This is a genomic window from Pseudomonas edaphica (assembly GCF_965277385.1).
Classification (GTDB): Bacteria; Pseudomonadota; Gammaproteobacteria; order Pseudomonadales; family Pseudomonadaceae; genus Aquipseudomonas; species Aquipseudomonas edaphica.
Genome location: NZ_OZ255725.1, coordinates 2,803,571 through 2,824,124 on the forward strand (window position 1 = coordinate 2,803,571; position 20,554 = coordinate 2,824,124).

17 protein-coding genes and 2 pseudogenes are annotated in these 20,554 nt (G+C 60.9%); 7 read left to right on the forward strand and 12 right to left on the reverse strand.

Annotated elements, in window-relative coordinates:
* Positions 1-4: 4 nt before the first annotated feature.
* From ACQY47_RS12715 to ACQY47_RS12745, 7 genes and pseudogenes are all read left to right on the forward strand, one after another.
* Positions 5-283 carry a twin-arginine translocase TatA/TatE family subunit gene (locus ACQY47_RS12715; RefSeq protein WP_017138591.1) on the forward strand — a complete coding sequence of 93 codons (279 nt, stop codon included), beginning with the start codon at positions 5-7 and terminating at the stop codon, positions 281-283.
* A 10-nt stretch (positions 284-293) separates the two neighbouring features.
* Complete coding sequence (tatB, locus tag ACQY47_RS12720) at positions 294-695, forward strand: Sec-independent protein translocase protein TatB (protein ID WP_428557195.1); 402 nt, start codon at positions 294-296, stop codon at positions 693-695.
* Positions 692-1,483 (forward strand): twin-arginine translocase subunit TatC, encoded by a 792-nt coding sequence (gene tatC / locus ACQY47_RS12725; protein ID WP_056860635.1) that lies wholly within the window; start codon positions 692-694, stop codon positions 1,481-1,483. Before tatB ends, tatC begins: the two co-directional genes overlap by 4 nt.
* Positions 1,480-2,187 (forward strand): 16S rRNA (uracil(1498)-N(3))-methyltransferase, encoded by a 708-nt coding sequence (locus ACQY47_RS12730; protein ID WP_428557196.1) that lies wholly within the window; start codon positions 1,480-1,482, stop codon positions 2,185-2,187. The genes tatC and ACQY47_RS12730 overlap by 4 nt, the downstream gene beginning before the upstream one ends.
* A gap of 192 nt (positions 2,188-2,379) precedes the next feature.
* Positions 2,380-3,438: pseudogene (locus ACQY47_RS12735) on the forward strand (methyl-accepting chemotaxis protein); the annotation flags it as partial.
* A 144-nt stretch (positions 3,439-3,582) separates the two neighbouring features.
* The gene (locus ACQY47_RS12740) at positions 3,583-4,296 is read left to right on the forward strand and encodes a methyl-accepting chemotaxis protein (RefSeq protein ID WP_407073964.1); all 714 of its coding nucleotides are present in this window, start codon (positions 3,583-3,585) and stop codon (positions 4,294-4,296) included.
* A 137-nt stretch (positions 4,297-4,433) separates the two neighbouring features.
* Entirely contained in the window at positions 4,434-6,341 is a 1,908-nt protein-coding gene (locus ACQY47_RS12745; protein WP_428557197.1) for a methyl-accepting chemotaxis protein, read from the forward strand.
* Between the two features lie 56 nt (positions 6,342-6,397).
* Here the strand turns inward: ACQY47_RS12745 and ACQY47_RS12750 are convergent, their stop codons facing one another.
* The 12 genes and pseudogenes from ACQY47_RS12750 to hutI form a co-directional block, all read right to left on the reverse strand.
* Entirely contained in the window at positions 6,398-7,132 is a 735-nt protein-coding gene (locus ACQY47_RS12750) for an amino acid ABC transporter ATP-binding protein (protein ID WP_017138597.1), read from the reverse strand.
* Entirely contained in the window at positions 7,125-8,084 is a 960-nt protein-coding gene (locus ACQY47_RS12755; protein WP_017138598.1) for an amino acid ABC transporter permease, read from the reverse strand. The genes ACQY47_RS12750 and ACQY47_RS12755 overlap by 8 nt, the downstream gene beginning before the upstream one ends.
* 123 nt (positions 8,085-8,207) lie before the next feature.
* Positions 8,208-9,005 carry a transporter substrate-binding domain-containing protein gene (locus ACQY47_RS12760; protein ID WP_099549483.1) on the reverse strand — a complete coding sequence of 266 codons (798 nt, stop codon included), beginning with the start codon at positions 9,003-9,005 and terminating at the stop codon, positions 8,208-8,210.
* Positions 9,006-9,225: 220 nt separating this feature from the next.
* A complete protein-coding gene (locus ACQY47_RS12765) occupies positions 9,226-10,026 on the reverse strand; it encodes a transporter substrate-binding domain-containing protein (RefSeq protein WP_428557198.1) in 801 nt (266 codons plus the stop codon).
* 111 nt (positions 10,027-10,137) lie between these two features.
* Positions 10,138-12,782 (reverse strand): annotated as a pseudogene (gene mdoH / locus ACQY47_RS12770) (glucans biosynthesis glucosyltransferase MdoH).
* Positions 12,775-14,463: a glucan biosynthesis protein G gene (locus ACQY47_RS12775; protein WP_169986745.1), complete on the reverse strand. Its 1,689-nt coding sequence runs from the start codon at positions 14,461-14,463 to the stop codon at positions 12,775-12,777. The pseudogene mdoH and the gene ACQY47_RS12775 overlap by 8 nt, the downstream one beginning before the upstream one ends.
* Positions 14,464-14,786: 323 nt before the next feature.
* Complete coding sequence (gene dtd, locus ACQY47_RS12780; RefSeq protein WP_017138603.1) at positions 14,787-15,224, reverse strand: D-aminoacyl-tRNA deacylase; 438 nt, start codon at positions 15,222-15,224, stop codon at positions 14,787-14,789.
* Positions 15,221-16,192 (reverse strand): prolyl aminopeptidase, encoded by a 972-nt coding sequence (gene pip / locus ACQY47_RS12785; protein WP_017138604.1) that lies wholly within the window; start codon positions 16,190-16,192, stop codon positions 15,221-15,223. The genes dtd and pip overlap by 4 nt, the downstream gene beginning before the upstream one ends.
* A 104-nt stretch (positions 16,193-16,296) precedes the next feature.
* On the reverse strand, positions 16,297-17,226 hold the full coding sequence (locus ACQY47_RS12790) for an alpha/beta hydrolase (protein ID WP_428557199.1): 930 nt from the start codon (positions 17,224-17,226) through the stop codon (positions 16,297-16,299).
* Between the two features lie 152 nt (positions 17,227-17,378).
* Complete coding sequence (locus ACQY47_RS12795) at positions 17,379-18,314, reverse strand: choline ABC transporter substrate-binding protein (protein WP_428557200.1); 936 nt, start codon at positions 18,312-18,314, stop codon at positions 17,379-17,381.
* A 216-nt stretch (positions 18,315-18,530) separates the two neighbouring features.
* Complete coding sequence (gene hutG / locus ACQY47_RS12800) at positions 18,531-19,331, reverse strand: N-formylglutamate deformylase (RefSeq protein WP_236445686.1); 801 nt, start codon at positions 19,329-19,331, stop codon at positions 18,531-18,533.
* Between the two features lie 11 nt (positions 19,332-19,342).
* Positions 19,343-20,548, reverse strand: coding sequence for an imidazolonepropionase (hutI, locus tag ACQY47_RS12805; RefSeq protein ID WP_017138608.1), 1,206 nt, complete (start codon positions 20,546-20,548; stop codon positions 19,343-19,345).
* Positions 20,549-20,554 lie beyond the last annotated feature (6 nt).

Below are 20,554 nucleotides of genomic sequence, written 5' to 3' on the forward strand. Positions count from 1 at the left end.
CAGCATGGGCATTTTTGACTGGAAACACTGGATCGTCATTCTGGTGGTCGTGGTACTGGTGTTCGGCACCAAGAAACTCAAGAACCTGGGCACTGACGTGGGCGAGTCGATCAAGGGCTTTCGTAAAGCCATGAACGACGATGAAAAACCGGCCGACCCGATGGCCAATCCGGTACCACCGGTGCAGCCTGTACACCCACAGGCCACCCAGCCGATCACCGAGCGTCGTACCTTCGACGTGCAGGCTGAAAAAGTCCAAGAGCCGACCCGCAAAGACTCGTGAGCACTGACTAATGTTTGGTATCAGCTTCTCTGAACTGCTGCTCGTCGGCCTCGTGGCCTTGCTGGTACTGGGGCCGGAACGCCTGCCCGGTGCCGCACGCACGGCCGGCCTGTGGATCGGGCGCCTGAAACGCAGTTTCAACGCCATCAAACAGGAAGTTGAACGGGAAATCGGCGCCGACGAGATCCGCCGCCAGCTGCACAACGAACATATCCTGTCGTTGGAGCAGGAGGCGCGCAAGATTCTGTCGCCGGTTCAGGAGCCCGCCAAACCGGTGGAACCTGTGCCCGAAAACAGCATTGCTCCGGCCGCCGAAGCATCGCCAACCGCGCCCGCCCCGCCTGAGCCAGCGCCGACGCCTGTAGCGTCGCCCGCTCCCCATGACCCTACATTGCCGCCGCGAGCCCCATGAGCGCTGATAAACCGGAAAACGACCAGCATATGCCGCTGGTCTCGCACCTCACCGAGCTGCGGACCCGCCTGCTGCGTTGCGTAGCGGCCATCTTCATCATCTTTGCCGGGCTGTTCGCCTTTACCCAGCAGATCTACACCTTCGTCTCCACGCCATTGCGCCAGTACCTGCCGGCCGGCGCGACGATGATCGCCACCGACGTGTCGTCGCCGTTCCTGACGCCACTGAAGCTGACCATGATGGTCTCGCTGTTCCTGGCGATCCCGGTGATTCTGCACCAAATCTGGGGCTTTATTGCACCGGGCCTGTACAAGCATGAGAAGCGCATCGCGGTACCGTTGCTGGTGTCGAGCATCCTGCTGTTCTACACCGGCATGGCCTTCGCGTATTTCCTGGTGTTTCCGCTGATCTTCAAATTCTTCGCCGCCGCCACCCCGGCCGGCGTGGAAATGATGACCGACATCACCAGCTACCTCGACTTCGTGATGACGCTGTTCTTCGCCTTTGGCGTGGCCTTCGAAATCCCGGTGGCCGTGGTGCTGCTGGTGTGGATCGGCGTGGTCGACGTCAAATACCTGAAGAAAGTGCGTCCTTACGTGATCATCGGCTGCTTCGTGGTCGGCATGATCCTCACGCCGCCGGACATCTTTTCGCAGACCTTGCTGGCCGTGCCGATGTGGATGCTGTTCGAGATTGGCATCCTGTTTGGCAGCCTGATCAGCAAGCGTGGCGATCACCCGGATGACCAACCCGCCGACGACGACCAGCCGCCAGCGACGCAACCGTGAACCTGCTGTTGCTTGAAGAGGCCGACTTCATCGCGGCCGACCGGGTGATCCTGCGTGATCGGCGCCTGGTGCATATGCAGGAAGTCCACCGCGCGGTGGTGGGCGACAACCTGCGGGTCGGCCGTATTGGCGGGCTGATGGGCAATGCGCAACTGCTGCGCCTGGAAACCGGTGAAGCCGAGCTGCAAGTGAGCTTCGACCAACCGCCGCCGACCAAACTGCCGCTGACCCTGCTGCTGGCCCTGCCGCGTCCGAAGATGCTGCGCCGGGTGCTGCAAACCGTGGCGGCGATGGGCGTGCCGAAGGTGGTACTGGTCAACAGTTACCGGGTTGAAAAAAGCTTCTGGCAAACCCCGTTCCTGGAGCCGGAGGCGGTGCGCGAGCAGTTGATCCTCGGCCTGGAGCAGGCACGGGACACCGTGCTGCCCGAGATCAGCATCGAAAAGCGCTTCAAGCCGTTCGTCGAGGACCGCCTGCCGGCCATGACCGCAGGCACCCTAGGCCTGATCGGCCATCCCGGCGATTACCCGGCCTGCCCACGTGGACTGGACGAACCGGTGACCCTGGCCATCGGCCCGGAAGGCGGCTGGATCCCCTACGAAGTGGAGCTGTTGGCCAAGGCCGGCTTGCAACCGGTGCAACTGGGTGCGCGCATCCTGCGCGTAGAAACCGCCGTGACCGCCCTGCTCGCCCGGTTGTTCTGAACACCGACCTGCCCCGAAAAAAGTGGGAGCTGGCTTGCCTGCGATTGCATCACCTGGGTATGCCTGATGTACCGAGGTGCCTGCATCGCAGGCAAGCCAGCTCCCACATTGGTTCTGAGAACCTACAGAAACTTCCTACGCTGCCGATAGCCTCTGAATAAGTCCAAGCCTTGTTCCAAAGGAGATCGCAGCATGTATCGTTGGTTAGCCGAAAAACTGGGGAATGTGAGCGTCAATCGCAAGCTGAGCATAGGCTTTGGCTTGGTGTTGATCCTGACGCTGTTGATCACCTTCACCGGCTGGACCGGCTTGGGCGACGTGATCAGTCGCGGCGACAAACTGGGCTTTATCTCCAGCCTCAACGGCCTGACCAAAGACCTGCGCCTGGCGCGCCTGGACTTTGAAATGCGCCGGGGCGAACAAGGCACCGATGCCGTCAACGGTCTGCTGAAGCAACTGGACGATGGCCTCAAAACCGCCCAAACGCTGATTGAACAACCCGGCGACAAAGCCCTGGTAGAGCAACAGCTGGAAGCCTTGGGCCAATACAAAAAAGCCTTTGGCGCAATGGTCCTGGCCGGCCTCAAGCGTGAGGGTGCACGCAGCAAACTCGGTGACACCGCCGACAACGCCGTGGCCAAGATCAACGAAATCGAAGCGACCCTGCTGCAAGGCGACAGCGTCACGCAGTTCAACAGCGTGGTCGAGCTGAGCAAGTTGATCCAACAGTCGCGCTTCCAGGTGCGCGGTTATACCTACAGCGGCAAGACCGAGGCCGAGCAACCAGCCCTGGATGCCATCGACAATGCCCTGAAGAAAATCACTGACCTGCAAGGCAAGCTGCCTGAGCAGTACCAGGCCAACCTGCAAGAGGCCGGCGTGTCACTGCAAGCCTACCGCGCCGCGGTCAGCCAGTACCGTGACTCCCAAGTGGCCAGCGCCGCCGCGCTGAAAATCATGATCGCCCAAGGCGATATCCTGCTGGGGCACAGCGAAAAACTCACCACCTCCCAGACCGCCGTGCGCGATGCCGATGCCGCGCAGGCTAAACAGCTGTTGCTGCTGGCCACCGTGCTGGCGCTGATCTTCGGCATTCTCGCCGCCTGGGCTATCACCCGCCAGATCGTGATCCCGCTTAACCAGACCCTCACAGTCGCCGAGCGTGTGGCCTCGGGCGATCTGAGCCATAACCTCAACTCCGCCCGCCAGGACGAGCTGGGCCAACTGCAACGCGCCATGCAGAGCATGACCCTGGGCCTGCGCGAGTTGATCGGCGGTATCAGCGACGGTGTTACCCAGATTGCCAGCGCTGCCGAACAACTGTCGGCCGTGACCGAACAGACCAGCGCCGGGGTTAACAGCCAAAAGGTTGAGACCGACCAAGTGGCCACCGCCATGAACGAAATGGCCGCCACCGTGCAGGAAGTGGCGCGCAACGCCGAAGAAGCCTCCGAAGCTGCCGTTGCAGCGGACCAACAGGCCCGTGAAGGCGACAAGGTAGTCGGTGAGGCGATCGCGCAGATTGAGCGCCTGGCTACCGAGGTCGGTAATTCCACGGTGGCCATGGGCGATCTCAAGCGCGAAAGCGACAAGATCGGCAGCGTGCTCGATGTGATCAAGTCTGTCGCCCAGCAAACCAACCTGCTGGCGCTGAACGCGGCGATTGAAGCGGCGCGTGCCGGTGAAGCCGGTCGCGGCTTCGCGGTGGTGGCCGACGAGGTGCGCAGCCTGGCGCAGCGCACACAGAAGTCCACCGAGGAGATCGAAGAGCTGATCGTCGGCCTGCAAAACGGCACTCAGCAGGTGGCGACCATCATGGACAACAGCCGGGGGCTCACCGACAGCAGCGTCGAGCTGACCCGACGTGCCGGCAACGCGCTGAGCAATATCACGCGCACGGTCTCAACCATTCAGGCGATGAACTCGCAGATCGCCACTGCCGCCGAGCAACAAAGCGCTGTGGCCGAAGAGATCAACCGCAGCGTGTTGAATGTGCGCGACGTGTCTGAGCAGACCTCCTCGGCCAGTGAGGAAACTGCCGCATCGAGTGCCGAACTGGCACGCTTGGGGATCTATTTGCAGTCTCTGGTCGGGCGCTTCCGCATCTGACCCGCCCCCACACGGCGGCCAGAGCAAGGCCGCCGTAACTTGTGAAATTTCCTACGCGGTTATCAGCCCGCCACAACCTCGAATCGATTTAGCGTTTCAGCTGTTGCGAAATGCTTCCTCAGATTTGGAGGTTCACCATGTTTCCTCGGCTGACCCGTTTGCTGGTCAACGCCAGCGTCCGTCTCAAACTCGCACTGGGTTTCGGCCAAGTGCTGATCTTGAGCATCCTGATCGCCGCGACCGGCTGGCAGGCCTTGAAAGACGTGCTTTATCGCTCAAACAGCCTGACGACCCTTGGGCAACTGGCCCTTGACGCCGAGGCCATGCGCGCTGACAGAATTGTGTACCGCACACTGACGGACGCCAGCAGCCTGGCCAAAATGCACAGGCAGACCGAAAAGATCGACCAGCATCTGGCCGACCTTTCAAGCCGCCTCAAACACCCGGCCGACTTGCAGCGACTGCAGGAAGCAACACGCTTGGTGGCGAGCTTCAAGACAGCGCTGGCGGCCTTGCCCGCTTTGATCGAGCAACGCGAAAGCATCCGCCCGACCCTCAAGAAAACCGCGCTGCAAGCCAGCGATACTCTCGCCCAGTTCGCCAGCGACTTACCGAACCAGGAAGACGAAAAGGCTCTGGATGCTATCGAAAACCTGCGCCAGGCCATGGAGCAGGCCGAAGATCGCGCCCAAAGCCCCGCCTGGGCGGCCGAGTCGCTGCAAGCCTACACCGACGCACTCACCCAGGCGCTCGAAGCCCTGAACGTGGCACAAGCAGCGGTGACCGCACTGCCCGTGGACGCGGCCCTGCTCAAAGCCGACCTGGCCAACTATCGCGAACAATTGACCAAGCTCAAGGACGCACAGCTCAACACCGAAACCCTGCAAAACCGCTTTGAACAGCAACTCAATGATTTACGCGAGCAAAGCCATCAACTGAGTGACGGCCAGAACAGCAAGCGTGACAGCGAAGCCGAGCAGACCCACACACGACTGCTGAGCGTCACCGTGGCGGCCTTGCTACTCGGTGTACTGGCCGCCTGGTGGATCGCGCGGCAAATAGTCGTGCCTTTACGCGCGATCCTCACCGCCGCCCACCGCATTGCTGACGGCGACCTGAGTCGAGACATTCAAGAGGACCGCCGCGATGAACTGGGCCAGTTGCAGCAGAGCATCGGGCAAATGACCCGCAACCTGCGCAACCTGATCAGCGGTATCGGCGACAGCGCCCGGCAGATCGCCAGTGCCGCAACGCAGCTATCAGCCGTCACCGAGCAGACCCGCGCCGGGGTCAATGACCAGAAGGAGGAAACCGATCAAGTGGCCACGGCGATGAATGAAATGCTCGCCACCGCCCAGGAGGTCGCCCGGCATGCCGAGCAGGCTTCCGTCGCGGCCAATGAAGCCGACCAGGAAGCCAGCGCCGGCGAAAAAGTGGTGACCCAGGCCGTCGAGCAAATCGGCCATCTGGCCCATGAGATGGCGCGCTCGAGCCAGGCGATGATTGCGCTGCAACATGAAAGCCAGAAAATCGGCAGCGTGCTCGACGTGATCAAATCAGTGTCCCAGCAAACCAACCTGCTGGCCCTGAACGCTGCCATCGAAGCGGCGCGTGCGGGCAGTGCCGGCCAGGGTTTTGCGGTAGTGGCCGACGAGGTGCGCAGCCTGGCCCAGCGCACCCAGGAATCCGCCGAAGAAATTGAGGGTTTGATTCTCGGCCTGAATACCGGCACCCAGCAGGTCGCGGACATCATGGACAACAGCCGCAGCCTGACCGACAACAGCGTCGGCCTGACCCGCGATGCCGGCGATGCCTTGGCAGCGATCACGCGTACCGTGTCGATCATCCAGGAAATGAACCCGCAGATTGCCGCCGCCGCCGAGCAGCAAAGCGCGGTGGCGGAAGAGATCAATCGCAGTGTGCTGAAGGTGCGCGATGTCACCGAACAAACCGCTGCGGCCAGTGAGGAAACGGCCGCTGCGAGTGTTCAGTTGACCCGATTGAGCCTGGATTTGCAGACGCTGGTGGGCAAATTCAGGCTTTGATACTCACGGCCCTTGTGGCGAGCAAGCTCGCTCGCCACAGGAAGCTCGGCCTTCAATTACAGGACCTGGCGCAGGAACGCTTGGGCGCGCGGGTCTTTGGGCGCATCGAAAAACTCGGCCGGGGCCGCATCTTCGAGCAATTTGCCGTGGTCGAAGAACAGCACGCGGTCTGCCACTTCACGGGCAAAGCCCATCTCGTGGGTGACGCAGACCATGGTCATGCCTTCCAGGGCCAGGGTCTTCATCACGTCCAACACTTCGCCGACCATTTCCGGGTCCAGCGCCGAGGTCGGCTCATCAAACAGCATTACCTTGGGCTCCATGGCCAACGCACGGGCAATGGCTACCCGTTGTTGCTGGCCGCCGGACAAGCGTGATGGAAACTCGTTGGCCTTCTGCGCGATACCGACCTTTTCCAACAGTGCCAAAGCCTTGGCTTCACGCTCTTGCTTGCCGCGTTTGCGCACGACTTTTTGCGCCAGGCACAGGTTTTCCAGCACGGTCATGTGCGGGAACAAATTGAAGTGCTGGAACACCATGCCGACTTCACGGCGGTAGGCATTCACGTCGGTTTTCGGGTCGGCCAGTTGCAGGCCATCGATGCTCACCGAGCCCGAGTCGAACTCTTCCAGGCCGTTAAGGCAGCGCAGGAACGTGGACTTGCCCGAACCTGAAGGACCGATCACCACCAGCACTTCGCCCTTGGCGACTTGGGTGGTCACGTGGTCTACCGCGCGCACCACCTGGCCACGGGTGTCGAAGACTTTTACCAGATCGCGGACTTCAATCACTTTGCGCGAGCCTCCGCTCAAGCCGGCTGGCCATTTTCGACAGCGGCAGGTTGATCAGCAGGTACAGGCCTGCCACACAGAACAGGATTTCGAAGGGCGAGAACGAGGTGGTGATCACTTCACGACCACTTTTAAGCAGCTCGGTAATCGCGATCACCGAAACCAGCGAAGTGTCTTTCACCAGGCTGATAAATTGCCCAGCCAATGGCGGCAGCACGCGTTTGAACGCTTGCGGCAACACCACATGACGCATCGACTGGCTGGCGCTCAACCCCAGGGAACGGGCGGCCTCGTTCTGACCACGGGTGATGGACTGCACGCCGGCGCGGACGATTTCCGCCACATAGGCGCCGGTGAACAGCGACAACGCGGCAATACCGGCGAATTCGCGGGACAGGTTGAGCACCGTGCCGATGAAAAAGTAGAAAATAAAGATTTGCACCAACAGCGGCGTACCGCGCACCAGTTCGACGTAGATCGTCGACAGATCGCGCAAGGTCGGGTTGCTCGACAAACGGCATAAGCCGGTTGCCAGGCCAATCGCCAGGCCGAGGATTCCGGAGACCACCGACAACCACAAGGTCGTCCACAAGCCCCACATCAGCGGGCCCAGCGCCCAATGCCGGGTTACGCCAATAACATCGCCTTCGGCCACGTCATCGCCACGTGACACTTGCAGGCTGTTGTCGGCCACGGTCAGCTTTTGCTCGGCGCCTGCGTCGTTGCGCAAGGTCACTTCGGCCACATCGCCTTTGCGCACCAGCTCAATGACAGTGGAGATGTCGGCGGCGCGCTGGGACGTTTCGGCCTGATAGGCGAAGTACTGCGGCACGCGGTTCCAGCGCCACTCGTAGGACATCAACGAGGTGGCGTAGTACAACGCGCCGGCCAGGCCAACCAGCACGACCACGGTCAGCAGGTGCCAGGGCCATTGGGCTTTTTTCTGTTTCATTTCAGTTTCCGAAGATGTATCGCCTGGCATGTCGTCATCGCGGGCAAGCCCGCTCCCACAAGGGAACGCATTTCAACTGTGGGAGCTGGCTTGCCTGCGATGAAGTCGACTCGGTGTCAGCGCTTATTCCATGTCCTTGAGCCACTCGGAGCTCTTGAACCACTTGTCATGGATGCGATCGTAGGTGCCGTCGTTGCGGATCTGGTGCAGGAAGTTGTTGATGTAATTGATGCTGTCGAAATCGCCCTTTTTCAGGCCGAACGCCAGGGGCTCGAAGGTGAAGGGTTCTTCCAGGAACACCAGCTTGCCATTACCGACTTTTTTCTCGGCGACCACGTTGTAAGGTGCGTCATACACAAAGGCATCGGCCTTGCCGTTGACCACGTCCAGCACGCCTTCCTGCTCGTTGTCATAGCCGTGGTACTTGGCTTTGGAGATCAGTTTCCTGGCAACCATCTCGCCGGTAGTGCCGAGCTTGGAGGTCAGGCGGTATTTCTCGTCGTTCAAATCTTTGTAGGACTTGATCGTGCCTTCCAGGTCCTTGCGAATCAGCAGGGTCTGGCCGACCACGATGAAGGGTTCGCTGAAGTTCAGGCGCAGGTTGCGTTCCTGGGTCAGGGTCATACCGCTGCCGATCATGTCGAACTTGCCGGTCAGGAAGGCTGGGATAATGCCGTCATAGCCGGTGGACACCAACTCCAGCTTGACGCCCATGGACTTGGCCATGGCCTTGAGAATGTCGACTTCAAAGCCGATGATTTCACCGCGCTTGTCGGTCATCTCGAACGGCATGTAGGTCGGGTCCATGCCGACTTTCAGCGTGCCGCGCTTGACCGCATCGTCGATGGCGCCCGCATGCGCCGCAGTGGCCGCGACCAGCGCGGTGACGCCGAGCATCAGCATCGAAAGATACTTTTTCATCATCAAGTCCCCTGAAAGATTCTTATAAGGCCGGCGCGCAAAAGGGCTGCACCCATTCGGGGTGCGATCCTAACCCACTCGTTGCCCGTCACAAAGGTTTCACGGGTAAATGTTATCGGCGCATATCGGAAAAGCCCCACAATGGTGCATCACTGCGCAGGGGCTAGACACATCAGTGCAACAGGCCGGCAATTCATTGATGTGTAAGCAGTTATGACGCTTAGTCGATCTCCGCCATCCAGTCCGTGTCCTTGAACCACTTGTCGTGCAGCCGATCGTAGGTGCCATCCTGGGCAATTTGATTGAGGAAGTGGTTGATCCAGTTGAGGCTGTCGTAGTCGCCTTTTTTCAGGCCAAACGCCAGAGGCTCAAAGGTAAACGGTTGCTCAAGGGCAAAGAGCCGGTGGTTTTCCGGCCTGGCCAGCGCAATCAGGTTGTAGGGTGCGTCATGGACGAAGGCGTCGGCCTTGCCCTCGACCACTTGGCGCACGCCTTCTTCCGGCGTGGTAAAAGTGCTCAGGCGCGCCGCGCCCAAAAACCGCTGCGCAGCCGCTTCGCCGGTCGTGCCTTCAGTCGCGGCGATGCGGTAACCCGCCTCGTCGAGATCTTCGATGCTGGCAATCTTGCCGGCCAGGCTGGGGTTCAGCAGCACGGTCTGGCCGACCACAATAAAGGAGTCGCTGAAGTTCAGCTTGAGGTTGCGCTCCTGCGTCACCGTCATGCCGCTGCCGATCAGGTCGAACTTCTTCGCCATCAGCCCCGGCAACAACTCGGTATACGGCACCGCGACCAGTTCAAGCTCGACGCCCAACGCGCGGCTCATCGCCTGCAGCAAATCGATTTCGAAACCGACGATGCGGCCCTGCTTGTCCTTCATTTCAAAGGGCATATAGGTGGGCGTGGTGCCGACTTTAAGCACACCGCGTCGAACCGCCTCATCGAGGGCACCAGCGCTCAACCAGCCTGCGTAAATCAATGCGATGACGCCGCTCAGCACCGCCAAACAATACCTTTTGATCATTAATCCCCCTGCGACCTAGTCAATTTGGGGGCGATGCTACCCCAGCGACAGGCACGGAAATACGCTTCGAACAAAGGTCTTTTGTTTCGAAATAACAAGGGGTTAGCGTTATCAAGAAGATGTTCTAAACGCTGTAGGACCAGCGCATCTAACGCCCCCGAGGTGAGCCCTCGGGGGCGTCGGAATCAGGCCGGTTGGGCCTGGGACGACAGCGGTTGCAGCGGCAGCAATGGCGCGTGCGGATCAGCCTTGACCGAAGCACGCCAGGCGCCGAGCCACTCGGCGTGACCTTCAGTCCACACCTGCTGATGCAGGCGAGCCAAGGCTACCGGGTCGCTGAGCAATGCCAGGCGCTCGCCGTTGTTGAGGCCGGCGGGGCCGACTTTCAGCGCGTGGCGCACACGTTCCTGACGCAAGTGCTCGATTGGCTCCGCCTCACGGTGACGCGAGGTCGCCAGGGCACAGGCCAGGGCGTTTTGCTGCGGGTCGACCACCGAGCGCACAAACCCGTCATTGAGGGCGTGCCAACGGTTTTCGTGGGTGTATTGCTCGGTCGACAGCAAAGCTTGCGGCGGGTTGTATTCCTCTGGGATCAGGAACAGGCTCTCGTCGCGAGACTTGAGGCCCAGCTTGACCCGGCTGGAGATCACCGACACCGGAATCGACAGCATCAGCGAGCCGACGATCGGAATCAGCCACCACAGGAAGCTTGGGTTCAACCACACCACCAACAGTGCCCACAGAAAGCCCAGCAGAGTCTGTGGACCGTGGCGCTTGACTGCCTCGCTCCATGGCGTGGAGTCGTCGTCACGCTGCGGCGAGTTCCAGGTCGCAGCCCAGCCCAGGAACGCGGCGAGCACGAAACGGGTGTGGAAGATCATGCGCACCGGCGCCAGCAGCATGGAGAACAGCATCTCCAGCAGCATCGACAAGGTCACCTTGAACTTGCCACCGAACTCTTTCGCGCCCTTGGCCCAGATCAGGATGATGCTGAGCAATTTAGGCAGGAACAACAGCACGATGGTGGTGGAGAACAGCGCCACCGCCTTGTCCGGGTGCCATTGTGGCCACAGCGGGTACAGCTGGCGTGGCGCCATGAAGTACTGCGGCTCCATCAAGGTGTTCACCGCCAGCAACGCCGTCGACAGCACCAGGAAGAAGAACCACAACGGCGCCGACAGGTAGGACATCACGCCGGTCAGGAACACCGCACGGTGCACCGGGTGCATGCCTTTGACCAGGAACAGGCGGAAGTTCATCAGGTTGCCGTGGCACCAGCGACGGTCACGCTTGAGTTCATCCAGCAGGTTCGGCGGCAGTTCTTCGTAGCTGCCCGGCAGGTCATAAGCAATCCACACGCCCCAGCCGGCACGGCGCATCAGCGCGGCTTCAACGAAGTCGTGGGAGAGGATGGCACCGGCAAACGCGCCTTTACCCGGCAACGGCGCCAGGGCGCAGTGCTCGATAAACGGCTTCATACGAATGATAGCGTTGTGACCCCAGTAGTGGGATTCACCCAGCTGCCAGAAGTGAAGGCCAGCGGTAAACAGCGGGCCATAAACACGGGTGGCGAACTGCTGCATGCGCGCATACAGGGTGTCCATGCCGGACGCACGTGGCGCGGTCTGGATGATCCCGGCATCCGGCGTGGCTTCCATCAAGCGCACCAGGCTGGTGAGGCATTCACCACTCATCACGCTGTCGGCGTCGAGCACCACCATGTACTTGTATTCACCGCCCCAGCGACGGCAGAAGTCGTCGAGGTTGCCGCTCTTGCGCTTTACGCGACGGCGACGGCGGCGATAGAAGATCTTGCCGAAACCACCGGCTTCGCGGCACACATCAAGCCAGGCTTGCTGTTCAGCGATGCAGATATCGGCTTCGTTACTGTCGCTGAGCACGAAGAAATCGAAACGGTCCAGGTCGCCAGTGGCGGCTACCGATTCGAAAGTAGCGCGCAGGCCGGCAAATACCCGGGGCACGTCCTCGTTGCAGATCGGCATCACCAGCGCGGTGCGGGCATCCTTTGGAATCGGCTCGTCACCAGCACTTTTACCGGAGATCCGGTATTTATCGTGGCCGGTCAGCAGCTCCAGGAAGCCCATCAGCGCGGTCCAGAAACCGGCCGAGACCCAGCAGAACAGAATCCCGAACATGATCAGGATGCTGGTTTGCAAGGCGTAAGGCAGCACCTGGGTGGCCGTTTGCAGCAGGGTCTGGTTGCGGATTTCGTCGAAGTCGACCAGCGACCAGCCCTGGTACGGCATGATGCCTTTCATGTACCAGCCGGCCACAATGGTCTGGCCAAGCATCAGCACCAGCAGGATATAGCGACGGATCGAACCCACGGTACGCCAGCGTGCTGCCGGCAATACGCGCTCATCCTTCGGCGGGGCCGGAGGGTTGGTGCGACCGGTCATCCGGCGCCAACCACGCACCAGGATATTGGTACGCCATGGCTCCGGCACCACTTTGGTCCGACGGATCGGCGGCGTGGCCTTCAGGCAAACCCGGCCGTTGGCGTCAAGCGCCAGCATCTCGGCGTCTTGCAGCTCTTCGGCGGTATTGAGCGTCAACCGGCGGCCGACCGAGGCTTGGGCAGCCTCGGTGGGTGCGTCGAAAGTCTTTGACGACAAGCGTTCGTGCAGCTCGCTGAAGGAGGTGCAGCCCGCCAGTTCGGCGCGCTGCTCTGCGGTCATCGGGAGGTGCGCCAGGTACTCGGACAGGGTCTCTGGCGTGGCTTGAGAATTACTCATCGGCAGGCAACTGATAGCTCCAGGTTTCGGTCAGGACGTGTTCGGTCTTTTCCGGCTCCGGATTGGCGGGGGCAGCCTCTGGCTGCTTGGCGTCCTTGTCTTTCGCTTCCTTGGCGTCTTTCCTGGCCTGTTTTTCGTGTTGCTTGGCCAGCAGCTTGTCGGCCTTGAGCACCTGGGTCGAAACCTTCTCAGGCTCAGCTTTCACGATGTCTTCGACCAGCGCGGCACGCATTTCGGTGGGCTTGCCTGCGTCCTTGATCTTCATGCGCAGGGTCAGGCGCCAGCCTTTGGTGTGCTCGTTGTAGCGCACGCTGTTTTCAACGATTTCGGCGTTGTCGCCCACGCTCACCTGGCTACGCACTGGCGCATCCGGTGGCAGGTTCTTCAGGGACGGGCCTTCGAAGTCCACCAGGTAGGCCACGCTGCCGTCAGGCTGGCGGATCAGGTTGGATTGCTTCACGTCACCGGTGGAGCGCAAGGTCTGCTTGACCCAGGCGCTGTCGGCCGGGTGCAGGTCTTTCTCGTCCATGGTCCAGTGCAGGCGGTAGCTGACGTCCAGCGGCTCGCCGACTTTCGGCAGCTCGGCCGGGCTCCAGAACGCAACGATGTTGTCGTTGGTTTCGTCGGCGGTCGGAATCTCTACCAGGTCGACAGAACCCTTGCCCCAGTCGCCTTCAGGTTCGATCCAGGCGCTTGGGCGCTTGTCGTAGTTGTCGTCCAGGTCTTCGTAGTGGCTGAAGTCGCGGCCACGTTGCAGCAGGCCGAAACCACGTGGGTTTTCAACGGCGAAGTTGCTGACCGACAGGTGTTTAGGGTTGTTCAGAGGGCGCCAGATCCACTCGCCATTGCCGGCATGGATCGACAGGCCGCTGGAATCGTGCAATTCACGACGGTAGTTGAGCACCTTGGACGGCTGGTTTGCGCCGAACAAGTACATGCTGGTCAGCGGGGCGATGCCCAGCTTGCTGACCTTGTCACGCAGGAACATCTGGGATTTGACGTCGACAATGGTGTCGGTGCCCGGGCGCAGGGTCAGGCGATAGGCGCCGGTTGCGCGTGGCGAGTCCAGCAGGGCGAAGATCACCAGCTGTTTCTCGCCCGGTTTTGGGCGTTCAATCCAGAACTCGGTGAAACGCGGGAATTCTTCACCGGACGGCAATGCAGTGTCGATCGCCATGCCACGGGCCGACAGGCCATAGGCCTGGCCTTTGCCGACGACGCGGAAGTAGCTGGCGCCGAGCATGGTCATGATTTCGTCTTGCTTGTCGGCCTTGTTGATCGGGTACAGCACACGGAAACCGGCATAACCCAGCTGTTCGGTGGCTTTAGGATCAAATTTCACGTCGCCGAAATCGAAACGATTTGGGTCGTACTTGATTTCCTGGACGCTGTCGGCGGTCACTTCGTTGATTTTCACCGGCGTGTCAAAGTGCATGCCCTGGTGATAGAAGGACAGCTTGAATGGCGTGTTCTGATCGGCCCACTCGGCTTTTTCGTTGCGGAAACGAATCTTCTGATAGTCCGCGAATTTCATTTCGCGAAATTCGTTCGGCAGATTGCTGCGCGGAGCTTCGTATTTCTGCCCGGCCAGCTCTTTTGCCTTGGCCGACACATCATCCAGACTGAATGCCCACAGTTGACCCGCCCCGAACAGGCAAAACAGGGCAGAGCCCGTTACCAGTGCGTTTCGTAACCGTTTGGCAGACAATTTTGGTGCATTACAGGGACTAACAATCACGAGCAACCCTCGCCGAAAACAGATCAAAAAACCAACGGCCAGCTATCTATATGCCAGGTTGGCGAGCATTGTTCCGACTCCTCTGGGTCAAAATGATTCCCCAAAGGCCGTCGGACAAGTCTCTACCTAAGTCAAAAATGGACCAATTTACGCTGATCCCCATAGCGCGCGATTATCTAGTAGCCCGCGAAACAACGCATCAGGGACAACGAAGTATTTGTAGCGAAACCCTGCGTTTTTAGGCATTAAAGTCGTTTTTAATACATTCATGTCTGTAAGAGGAAGGTCACAGGGCCATCATTGACCAAATGCACCTGCATATCAGCGCCAAAACGCCCCGATGCCACCTTGCCATGCAATTGTTGCGCTTGTAACAACAAGTGTTCAAAAAGCGCGGCTCCCAGGGCCGGTGGGGCCGCCGTGGAGAAGCTGGGCCGCAACCCGCTTTTGGTGTCCGCCGCCAGAGTGAACTGCGATACCAGCAGCAAACCACCGCCAATGTCCTTCAAGGACAGGTTCATCTTGCCCTCATCGTCGCTGAACACCCGATAGTTAAGCAGCTTGTGCAACAGTTTGTCGGCACTCTCGGGCGTATCTGAAGGTTCCACGGCGACCAGCACCAGTAATCCCTGGTCTATAGAGCCTACGACTTCACCCGCCACCTCGACCCGGGCGCCACGCACCCGTTGCAACAGGCCCTTCATGCTTCTTCTGGCGGCAGATCAAGCAGGCGCCGTGCCATCTCGCCGGTCGCACGCACCAACGCATCGGTGATGCCCGGCTCGGATGCCGCATGGCCAGCCTCGCGAATCACCTGCAGCTCACTATTGGGCCAGGCCTGATGCAGCTCCCAGGCGTTATCCAGCGGGCAGATCATATCGTAGCGGCCATGGATGATGACGCCAGGCAGATGGGCGATCTTGTGCATATCGCGAATCAGCTGGTTGGGCTCCAGGAAAGAGTTATTGGTGAAGTAGTGGCACTCGATACGCGCAATCGACAGGGCGCGCTGCGGCTCGGAAAAACGCTCGACGTGCTGCGGGCTCGGGCACAGGCCGAGCATGCGCCCTTCCCAGCCGGACCAGGCTTTGGCTGCGTGCATCTGGGCGATCTGGTCGTTGCCGGTGAGGCGCTTGTGGTAGGCGGCAACCATGTCGTGGCGCTCGTCCGCCGGGATCGGGGCAAGGTAGTCCTGCCAGTAATCCGGGAACATGCGGCTCGCGCCTTCCTGGTAGAACCAATGAATATCCTGCGGGCGGGCCAGGAAGATACCGCGCAGGATCAAACCATGCACACGCTCAGGGTGGCTTTGCGCATAGGCCAGCGACAGGGTCGAGCCCCAGGAACCACCAAACAGCACCCATTTGTCGATGCCCAGGTGTTCGCGGATGCGCTCGAGGTCGGCGACCAGATCCCAGGTGGTGTTGTTTTCAAGACTCGCGCGCGGCGTGGAACGCCCGCAGCCACGCTGGTCGAAGGTAACGATGCGGTACAGGTTCGGGTCGAAATAGCAGCGGCTCTGGGCATCGCAACCGGAGCCGGGGCCGCCATGGATGAAGACGACAGGCAAACCTTCGGGGGAGCCACTTTCATCGACGTACAGCGTGTGGGTGTCATCGACTGCCAGATCGTGCCGGGCGTAGGGTTTGATCTGCGGGTACCAAGTCTGCATTGCGCGCTCCATAGGGTGTCGGGTTCATCCCTGAGGGGACGTCTATTATTCTTGCCGTCTGGCATCATAAACCCGAATTGTGCAATGAGCATGTCCTTGAATACTTAGACCTGTGTCAGCCCTTCGCTCCTGAGGTAATGCAGCAGATAGTTATAAAGCTGATCCACCTCCGGGGCTTGGCCGCGCGCGCGCAAGCAACCGTGGACCAGACCTTTGCCGGGATACAGCACGGCGGGCACACCGGCCTGTTGCAGCCGTTCGGCATAGAGCATGCCGTCATCGCGCAACGGGTCGAACTGGGCCACGGCGATCAATGCCTTGGGTAAGCCGCCGAAATGCTCGGCCAACAAAGGCATGGCATAGGCCGATGGCGTGCCCGCCGCGTCCAGATACATTGCCAGGTAGCAGTCGGTGTCGGCAGTACTGAGCAGCGGCGCGTCCATGCAGTCACGCCGCGAGGGCAAATCGGCAGGCCCGCCCAGGCCGGGGTAAATCAGCACCTGGGCCATGGGCAGCGGCTGGCCGTCGTCGCGCAGCCCCAGGCACAGCGCCGCCGCCAGATTGCCGCCCGCGCTGTCGCCCATCACCACCAGGCGTTGCAGGTTGATGGCGTGCGGCCCCTGCGCGGCCTGGATTGCCTGCCATACGGCGCGACAGTCTTGGTAGGCTGCCGGGAACGGGTACTCCGGCGCCAGACGGTAGTCGATGGCGATCACCAGGACCTGCAACGCGCTCGCCAGTTCGAAGCAGATGAAGTCGTGGGAGTCCAACCCGCCCACCACCCAGCCGCCACCGTGCATATAAAGGAGACAGGGCCAGCCCTCCGTTGGCGCTGGCGCCGTGGGTAGGTAACTGCGCACGCCTACACCGCCCAGGGAAAAGTCCGACAGTTGCAGCCCTTCAGGCTTCGGTGGCGTGAAGGCCTGGCACATACGGTCGTAGTTATGGCGCAAGCCCGCCAGCGAAGAGTCGTCACTGGTGAAGGATTCGGTTTTGGCGATGAAGGCGGCAAGCTGCGCTGAAATCGGATACATGCTCAATATCCCTGAGAATGGAGATCTAAACGTGGGAGCTGGCTTGCCTGCGATAGCAGTGTGTCAGTCACCTCTTCATTCACTGATACACCGCTATCGCAGGCCAGTCGAATCGTCGCACCGCAGCTCCCACATTTTGCCCGGCGGTGTTTTCAGGGTTTGAGGCTGGCCTGCACTGCCGCCACGCCATCGCTGCCATCAAACGCCGTAACCCCGGCCAACCAGCGCTGCAAATCCTCTGGGTGGTCACGCAACCATTGCCTGGCCACCTCCTGCGGCGACTGGCGCTCCATGATCGGCACCATCAACTGGCTTTCCTGGGCAGCGGTGAAGGTCAGGTTCTGCAACAAACGGTTGGCGTTGGGGCAGCGTTCGCCAAAGTCCGGCGCGGTGACGGTGGAAACCGTGGCGCGGCCTTCGTCCGGGCCGAACACATCTTCACTGCCGGTGAGGTAAGCCATTTTCATGTTGATGTTCATCGGGTGCGGGGTCCAGCCGACGAACACCACGAACTCCTTGCGGTTCACCGCTCGCTGCACCGCCGCGAGCATGCCGGCTTCACCGGAAGCTACCAGCTTGAAGCCACCGAGGCCGAAGTGATTGGTGTCGATCATCTTCTGGATATCGGTATTGGCACCGCTGCCCGGCTCGATGCCGTAGATCTTGCCGCCGAGTTTGTCCTTGAAGCGGGCGATGTCGGCAAACGTCTTCAGCCCGGCATCCGCCACGTATTGCGGCACGGCCAGGGTGGCTTGGGCGTCGGCGAGGCTGGGCGTGTCGAACACCTTGACCTGCTTGGCGGCCAGGAACGGTGCGATGTTGTTATCCATCGCCGGTTTCCAGTAGCCGAGGAAGATATCCAGGCGTTTGTCGCGGATGCCGGCAAAGATGATCTGCTGCACCGCGCTGGTCTGCTTGCTGTCGTAGCCCAGGCCATTGAGCAGCACGTCGGCCATGCCTGAGGTAGCGACGACGTCGGTCCAGCTGACCACGCCCATGCGGATGGTTTTACAGGATGCAGGTTCTGCGGCCATGGCGTTGGCGCTGATCAAAGCCGCGCCGGTGAGGATCAACAACAGTCTTTTCATGGATGAGGTCTCACTGGGCAGCTTTTATTGTGGGAAGTGGCGTCTGGTGCGCCGTACCCACAACCTTACCCAGCGAGACCTGTGCTGACACGAACTGTGGCGACCGGCAGTTGCACTGGGGCGACCCGGAAGGCCCCATCGCAGGCAAGCCAGCTCCCACATTTTGATCTGTGAATACATCCAAATGTGGGAGCTGGCTTGCCTGCGATAGCGATATCAGCCGTAGCGCTTCTGCCCCCAGGCCAACAACCCTTCCAGCAACTGCTTCAACACAACCTGGGTCGGCGCAGCCAAATCTGGGCGATACCGGAACGGCTCAACCTCTTCCATATACGTGCTCTGGCACAGTTCCAACTGCACCGCATGAATATCCTGCGCCGGGTCGCCATAGTGGCGAGTGATATGCCCGCCCTTGAAGCGCCCGTTCAGCACATGGGTGAACTGCGGATGCTGAGCGCAGATGCCTTCCAACTGGCTGGCCAGCTCGGGGTCACACGCCGCTCCGTTGAAGGTGCCGAGGTTGAAGTCCGGCAGCTTGCCCTCGAACAGGTGCGGGATCACCGAACGGATCGAGTGCGCATCAAACAGCAAGGCGTAGCCGAACTCGGCCTTGAGGCGCGCCAGCTCTTCTTGCAGGGTGCGGTGGTACGGGCCCCAGATCTTTTGCAGGTAGGTTACGCGTTCTTCTTCGGACGGCACCTGCCCTTCACGGAACAACGGCACGCCATCGAACAGGGTCGCCGGGTACAGCCCGGTGGTGGCGCCGGCGTAGAGCGGTTTGTCGTCGGACGGCCGGTTCAGGTCAATCACAAACCGCGAGTACTCGGCCGACAAGGTGCTGGCGCCCAATGCCTCGGCAAAGTCATACAGCGTGGGGATGTGCCAGTCGGTGTCCGGCAGGCTTTGCGCCTCGGGGATCAGCCCGGCTTCGACCGCAGGCGTCAGGCGCAACCCCGCGTGGGGCATGCTGATCAGCAGCGGCACACGGCCTTGTTTGAAACTCAGAACCTTATCCACAACAACACTCCTCAGACGGTGACGTCGACGCCATGGCGCACGACGCGTTTATCCAGCTCGCCGCCCAGCCAGTAAGCCAGGTCGGCGGGGCGATCAATCTGCCAGGCGACAAAATCCGCGACCTTGCCCACTTCCAGCGAACCGTGGGTGTCACCCATGCCCAGCGCGGTGGCCGCATGTTGCGTGGCGCCGGCCAAGGCTTCTTCCGGGGTCATGCGGAACAGGGTGCAGGCCATGTTCAGCATCAGGCGTACCGACAGCGCCGGCGAGGTGCCGGGGTTGAGGTCACTGGCGATGGCGATTTTCACGCCGTGCTTGCGCAGCGCATCCATCGGCGGCAACTGGGTTTCACGCAGGAAGTAGAACGCGCCCGGCAGCAACACCGCGACAGTGCCGGACGCGGCCATGGCGATGGCGTCTTCTTCGGTCATGAACTCCAGGTGGTCCGCCGACAGTGCGTGGTAACGCGCCGCCAGGCTGGAGCCGTGCAAAGAGGACAACTGCTCGGCGTGCAGTTTCACCGGCAAGCCCAACTGCTGGGCGACCTTGAATACACGCTCCACTTGTTCGGTGGAAAACGCCAGGTACTCACAGAAGGCGTCTACCGCATCCACCAGCCCTTCGGCCGCGAGCGCCGGGAGCATCTCGGTGCAGATGTGGTCGATGTAGTCGTCAGCGCGATCCTTGTACTCCGGCGGCAGCGCGTGAGCCGCCAGGCACGTGGCGCGCACGCTCACCGGCAGCACCTGGCCAAGGCGCCGCGCAACCCGCAGCATCTTGCGCTCGTTGGCCAGGTCCAGGCCGTAGCCGGACTTGATCTCCACCGTGGTCACGCCGTCACGCAGCAAACTGCGCAAGCGCTTTTCAGCGCTGGCAAACAATTCATCTTCCGTGGCGGCACGGGTGGCGCGCACGGTGCTGGCAATACCGCCACCCTTGGCGGCGATTTCGGCGTAGCTCACGCCTTCAAGACGCTGCTCGAATTCACCGCTGCGATTGCCGCCGAACACCGTGTGGGTGTGGCAGTCGATCAGCCCGGGGGTGACCCACGCGCCTTGCAGGTCATGCACCTGGGCGTAATCCGCCACTGGCGCCTGGCTGCGGGGGCCGATCCACTCGATCAGCGAACCCGCGGTGACCATGGCGGCATCCTCGATGATCGAGTATTTGCCCTGGGCCATAGTTGCGACGTGGCAGTGTTGCCAAAGCGTTTTCATCAACGC

Bases quoted from the DNA above. Each gene is read 5' to 3' on its own strand.
- ACQY47_RS12715 (WP_017138591.1), top strand. From the start codon at position 5: ATGGGCATTTTTGACTGGAAACACTGGATCGTCATTCTGGTGGTCGTG.
- hutI (WP_017138608.1), bottom strand. From the start codon at position 20,548: ATGAAAACGCTTTGGCAACACTGCCACGTCGCAACTATGGCCCAGGGC.
- tatC (WP_056860635.1), top strand. From the start codon at position 692: ATGAGCGCTGATAAACCGGAAAACGACCAGCATATGCCGCTGGTCTCG.
- ACQY47_RS12755 (WP_017138598.1), bottom strand. From the start codon at position 8,084: ATGAAACAGAAAAAAGCCCAATGGCCCTGGCACCTGCTGACCGTGGTC.
- ACQY47_RS12790 (WP_428557199.1), bottom strand. From the start codon at position 17,226: ATGTATCCGATTTCAGCGCAGCTTGCCGCCTTCATCGCCAAAACCGAA.
- ACQY47_RS12760 (WP_099549483.1), bottom strand. From the start codon at position 9,005: ATGAAAAAGTATCTTTCGATGCTGATGCTCGGCGTCACCGCGCTGGTC.
- pip (WP_017138604.1), bottom strand. From the start codon at position 16,192: ATGCAGACTTGGTACCCGCAGATCAAACCCTACGCCCGGCACGATCTG.
- tatB (WP_428557195.1), top strand. From the start codon at position 294: ATGTTTGGTATCAGCTTCTCTGAACTGCTGCTCGTCGGCCTCGTGGCC.
- ACQY47_RS12765 (WP_428557198.1), bottom strand. From the start codon at position 10,026: ATGATCAAAAGGTATTGTTTGGCGGTGCTGAGCGGCGTCATCGCATTG.
- ACQY47_RS12795 (WP_428557200.1), bottom strand. From the start codon at position 18,314: ATGAAAAGACTGTTGTTGATCCTCACCGGCGCGGCTTTGATCAGCGCC.
- ACQY47_RS12745 (WP_428557197.1), top strand. From the start codon at position 4,434: ATGTTTCCTCGGCTGACCCGTTTGCTGGTCAACGCCAGCGTCCGTCTC.
- ACQY47_RS12740 (WP_407073964.1), top strand. From the start codon at position 3,583: ATGAACGAAATGGCCGCCACCGTGCAGGAAGTGGCGCGCAACGCCGAA.
- dtd (WP_017138603.1), bottom strand. From the start codon at position 15,224: ATGAAGGGCCTGTTGCAACGGGTGCGTGGCGCCCGGGTCGAGGTGGCG.